Source organism: Veillonella montpellierensis, from assembly GCF_947090115.1.
Lineage (GTDB): Bacteria > Bacillota > Negativicutes > Veillonellales > Veillonellaceae > Veillonella > Veillonella montpellierensis.
In genome coordinates this window covers 150,644-156,643 of record NZ_CAMUMS010000004.1, presented here as the reverse complement: position 1 = coordinate 156,643, position 6,000 = coordinate 150,644, and the positions used below count along the sequence as shown (strand labels likewise).

Annotated in this window: 3 protein-coding genes; 2 read left to right on the top strand and 1 reads right to left on the bottom strand. The window is 37.2% G+C overall.

Annotation, left to right across the window (positions count from 1 at the left end; translation table 11 throughout):
• Window positions 1–1,025: 1,025 nt before the first annotated feature.
• The gene (locus P6940_RS03345) at window positions 1,026–2,081 is read left to right on the top strand and encodes a DMT family transporter (RefSeq protein ID WP_277293199.1); all 1,056 of its coding nucleotides are present in this window, start codon (window positions 1,026–1,028) and stop codon (window positions 2,079–2,081) included.
• 450 nt (window positions 2,082–2,531) lie between these two features.
• Window positions 2,532–3,887: an NAD(P)-dependent oxidoreductase gene (locus P6940_RS03340; protein ID WP_028258075.1), complete on the top strand. Its 1,356-nt coding sequence runs from the start codon at window positions 2,532–2,534 to the stop codon at window positions 3,885–3,887.
• 797 nt (window positions 3,888–4,684) lie between these two features.
• Here P6940_RS03340 and P6940_RS03335 read toward each other — a convergent pair.
• The gene (locus P6940_RS03335) at window positions 4,685–5,257 is read right to left on the bottom strand and encodes a biotin transporter BioY (protein ID WP_277293198.1); all 573 of its coding nucleotides are present in this window, start codon (window positions 5,255–5,257) and stop codon (window positions 4,685–4,687) included.
• Window positions 5,258–6,000: the final 743 nt, after the last annotated feature.

The following is a 6,000-nucleotide window of genomic DNA, read 5'->3' as shown; positions in this document are numbered from 1 at the left end:
GGATAGGAAGTTGCTGATTAAGCGATAAGCACTTACCTTTGGGTAAGTGCTTTTTATTATGCCTATGTATCTTACATTATATAGTAGATTAATCAATTTTGTACTATAATCCTTACTGCACATAGTTATTAGCCTATACTAGTAATAGTAGCGGCATGTACAAAAATAGTAAGTGCTTTTTCTATTCCTGCACATGGAAACTTTGTTACGGACTCACCGTATTGTGATGTACATATAAAGTACATGCGGAATAGAGTAATAAAAAGTTTTTACTATCGTTAGTTAATATCATCCTTGTAGGGAGTACACTATGGAGTATGTCACAGACTTTCAAAAAGACTCAGTGTGCCTTGTTGTATAGAGGGATATGATGGATTGTGGTATAGTAATGGTATGTATATGAAGAGATACACCAATCATAATGGCTACACGTATGGTAATACGTTATGGGTTTCTTCGTATAGGGTATAGATATGCTAGTATCATTATAAATACATGGGTGTCAACATATGGTGTGCATGTATGAACAGTACTTTACTAACATTTGGTGAAAGATGTATATGTTACTATTTTTAGCGTAGTATATGTGTGTGTAATGAGAATTATAAAACCCCATTGTGTCATTAGGTGTATAGGTCTTAATGGGGAGAAAATTATTAGTACATTACTATGGTATATATGATATAGGATATTAGCCTATTGACATGCGTCTAGTGAGAATCAATATAGGCATATAGATAATAAAAGTATTGTAACTATACATACATGTGTTTATATAAGCGGTGTATGCATCGATATATTATCGTAATGATTGATAAGGACTACTGTGATTGATATAGGAAAAGGTATTGCAATTATAAATGCATGCGTGTATATCGGTGGTCCGTGCATGGATATGCTATCTTAATAATTGCTATATGTAGTGATAGTTCCTGTGTATTGACGAGTTATAACGATAGATGTATAGTATCTAATGATGACTATAAGCATAGATTACATATACTATATAGATGGAGATGATTACTATGAAAGAAAATCAACATATAGGTGCAATTATATTGGCTGTATTAGCAGCCGTCTTTTTTTCACTGAATACACCGTTATCAAAATTGTTACTTACAGACGTGCCAGTTACGTATATGGCCTCTTTTTTATATATAGGCGCAGGTATTGGCGTAGGTCTTATGTATTTACTGCGTCACAATAGAGAAGAACGAATGGAGCCCTTATCAAGGTCTGATTTGCCTTATGCAGTGGGAATGATTGTACTAGACATAGCGGCGCCCATCTTTCTTATGTGGGGCATTAGTATAGGATCTGCATCGAATGCATCTCTATTAACTAATTTTGAAATCGTAACGACCACTATTATTGCCCTACTTTTATTTAAAGAACGAGTATCTCTTATTTTGTGGCTAGCCATTGCGTTGATTACCGTTTCTAGTGGCTTATTATCCTTTGATACGACGAGTAGTTTTCAATTTTCCTATGGATCTATTTTCGTTCTACTCGCCACCGTATGTTGGGGATTGGAAAATAACTGTACCCGTCAGTTGTCGAGTAAAAGTACCTATGAAATTGTAGTCTTAAAAGGCTTGTTTTCTGGGGGAGGTTCCTTTGTCATTGCCAGTTTGATAGGTGAAAGCTTACCTTCGCCAATGTATATTCTATTCGCAATGGTATTGGGCTTTATTGCCTACGGAGTTAGTATTTTCTTATACATACGAGCACAACGTGAATTAGGGGCTGCCAAAACGAGTGCCTATTATGCGATTGCTCCCTTTGTGGGCGCATTTCTTTCTTTCATCGTCAATGGTGAAGCCTTAACAGAAATATATTTTATAGCTTTTTTAATCATGGTAGTGGGAACAGTTTTAATCGTTTATGATACCATACGAGTGAACCATGTCCATTATCATATGCATACAATCTATCATACACATGGTGGTTCCTATCATAGTCATGCAATTAGGCATGAACATGCGCACCATCATGTATTACAAACGACAACGCATACTCATAAGCATACAGATTTTATGAATAGCAAGGCTCATAGAAAGGATCATGAGGCGCATCGATAGATGATGAAATTGGTGGGCATACCTATACAAGAACTATATACTATGTATTGACAAGCCTTATTTGATAGCCTAAGGGATACGGCACGGGTGAGATACAAGGGTTATGGCGCTCTTTAATCTATTTGATAGCCTAGGGGATATGGCACAAGTCTATGAATCATGGAACCATATCTTACACGTAGTGCCAGCATATGGGTAGCGGTTACTTTTAAAAACATGTAGACAATAGGAAGTATTCATCATGTAGTGCTTGTGCCTAAGCCTTTCATGTATGCGTATCACTTAGTTTTCTATCTATTGTATAAGGTATTATATATATTCATTATAGATATACTACCTTGCTTGACTAGATTTGATTTGCCCCCTATTATTAAAATAGAGATTATTATGATTAGTACATTTACAGTATATACAATAGATCGAACCCATAGTGGTAAGGAGGCATGTGCCATGAACCAACACACAGAAGAATTTGAAAATTTTGATACAGACTATACCCTGGAAGAAGCCTTAGCCGAAGCTAAGAGATGTTTAAATTGTCCTAAGCCATTGTGCCAAACAGGGTGTCCGATTGACAATCAAATTCCCCGTTTCATCCAAGCTATCGCTCATGGTAACTTTGGGCATGCCAATGAAATTTTGGCAGAACGAACCAACTTACCATCGATTTGCGGTCGCGTATGCCCTCGAGAAAAACAGTGTGAAGGTCATTGCATTTATAATAAAGCTAAGAAACCACCAATTAATATTGGGAAATTAGAACGATTTGCGGCGGACTTTGAAAGTATTAATAAGCTTCATAAAACTAAGAAAGTTAAGAAAGACCAAGGTAAAATTGCGGTCATTGGTTCTGGGCCTGCAGGGTTAACCGTTGCAGGGGATATGAGTAAGTTGGGGTATGATGTGACCGTATTTGAAGGACAGGAAGAGCCAGGCGGCGTACTTTTATTTGGCATTCCAGAATTTCGCCTTCACAAATCGATTGTACGTCGTGAAATCGCTCGACTAGAAGATTTAGGCGTGCATTTTGAATGCAACACATACATTGGTCCATCACGGACCATTGATGACTTAATGCAGCGAGAAGGATTTGATGCAGTCTTTATTGGTACGGGTACCCATGTGCCTCAAAACCCAGCGTTAGAGAACGATCAAGTGCCAGGCGTGTTGCAAGCGATGGCGTTATTGACAGCCGTACAATTGGTAGATAATGGCACCGAAGTGCCTGAACGCATTCCTGTGAAAGCTGGCGATGACGTAGTGATTATCGGTTGCGGTAATGTGGCGATGGATGCCGCTCGTACGTGCATTCGTTTGAAAGCTAATTCTGTTACCGTTGTCTATCGTCGCGGTATTGAACAAATGCCAGCGAATCAAAGTGAATATGAAGAAGCATTGGCAGAAAACGTACAATTCAAATTTTTCTCATCTCCTGTAGCAGTGACAGGCACGTCCCATGTAGAAGGCTTAGCCTATGAAACGATGGAAATTACAGAAGAGGGAAAACTAAAAGGGACGGGAGAAACTGGTGTAGTGCCATGTAATAAAATTATCTACGCCACAGGACATAAACCGAATGCGCGCCTTGTAGGTGAAGGTAATAGTATTGCCGTGGACGATAGCGGCTATGTTATTATTTCAGAGGATCCATATGGTATGACGAGTCGTGAAGGCGTGTTTGCCGGTGGTGACGTCGTTCATAGACCTGCTACGGTTGTATTGGCTATGAAAGAAGCAAAACGTGCGGTAGATGGCATGGTTAAATACTGTGAAACAAAACGCATTCAAGAAACGATGAAAGACTAATTCGTATCAATCATCGACATAAGTGTGTTTTGATGACAAGATTCATAGGGGACCATTAATTTACCAACGTAGTTCATCGGTAGATGCTAGTAGTTCTCTTTATATAGACGTGGAATCAGAAGCGGTGTATGGGGAGCAATGGAAAACAATCTGGTATCTCTTATGTTAGAGCCCTTTTTTCCTGTGCTTTACGTATGTTGTATATCATTTTCATTGTATCGACGTAGTTCGTCTTTTCGTAGAAAGTTTCTCATGAGGAGCGAATCTACTCGCAAGGAATGTACAATACGAGAGAGACAAGGTAACTAAATTTCCATTGTTCTATGAAAGTGTCTTCAAAAATTGTGCGCTTTTCGTCATATAAGAAACGTAGTAAACGATTTTATACTAAACAGTTACACATTGTATGTTACTGTTCTATGGCATTTAAACTATACAAGTAAAAGTGTAAATCATACACATCATATTTTACTGAAACAACAAGGAGCTACACGAAGTGATATATCATTTCGTGTAGCTCCTTGTTGGTAGTACGCGTAACTAGATAACCCGTATCATATCGAGCTTAATACGAATCTATTACACTGCCGCGTATCGTATGTGCAAGTTCATAGAGTCATGAATATAGTATGTATCGCTTCATATATGAATGGGCGACTCAATACATAGACTATGATTTGTGAGTTATATCGATAGTTTCGTTATATGAGTGTTACGACTCAATACATAGGATATGATTTGTTAGTTGTATCGATAGTTTCGTTATATGAGTGTTACGACTCGATACTAGACTATGATTAATTCGATTCTTTTGCTTGCCATGAATGTGTAGAATGAGTAATTGCTTTTACAATGCGTGGTTCTACTAATGATAATAGGCAAATCATAATTACATCTGCAGGAATATCAAAGGCAAAGGCACTGGTCATAATGGTCCAAACTGGTAAAATTTGATTCATATATAGGTTAATAATCAATCCTTTATACCCTAGGCCAAATATATAGGTAATGATAATGCCCAAGAAATTTAATAGAAAAAAGTGGAAACGACTCGTTACCGGATAGGCACGGTATAGACCACTGATACAGGCGATGGTAGCGAGAAAACCGATGAGATACCCAAAGCTTGGTCGAAGTACATAACCAAGACCACCACCAGCAGCGAATACAGGGACACCAATTAAACCGAGTAGTATATACGATCCCATGACAGAAATGGCATAACGCATAGGCAATAAAACGGCAGTTAATAGGACAAAGGTAAATTGCAACGTATAATAATCGAAATAAGGAAGTGGAATTTGTACTTTGGCACCGATAATAATAAGCGTTAAGCATAAGGCTGCTCTAAGTAATAATTGTAACTGCATTGGTAGATTCCCCCTGTATTACATGTAGAAACGTATCAGAGAAAGGCTCTGACTAACAAATTAAGTTATTTTTATTATAGAAAGTAAATAACACAATGTCAACTTTATAGGATTCATATAGATAACAATATAACTACGCTATGTACCGTAGCCTAAATCTATCATAGAAGTATTTTAGTTATCTATGATAAAGGTATTCGTATATGCTTGGGGAAAGCAATGGAAAGATAGGTAAGGGTATTAGTAATTATTTTTTAGGACATGTGAAGTACTGGCGATGAGAACTATATATAATGACGATAGAGGTCAAAACATAAAAGAGTAGGAATATACATTATATGCATCATAGAAGTATTTCAGTTATCTATGATAAAGGTTTTCGCATATACTTGGGGAAAGCAATGCAAAGATTAGTGTATCGCGCTTCTATATGTATGTAAATCATGGATAGCTTTTATCTAGCTAAGTGTGCGAATGATAGATAATGGTATGTGTATGTAAATAATGGCTTTCGTTCTATCCGCTTAGTGGTGTCATTGATATATAGTTGTGATAGGTGCTATCAATATTTTTTAAGAGTTATATGATGGTGTAGATATATGCTACTCATTATGGTTAGTAGAAGCAATTTTTATGGGAAGGCAATAGAGCATAGGAGTTAGCCGATAGAACAACTAGAAAGGGGATTTGTAATAGGTTTAGCCGCTACGTACAGACTACAGAATCATTTTATAGATAATAAT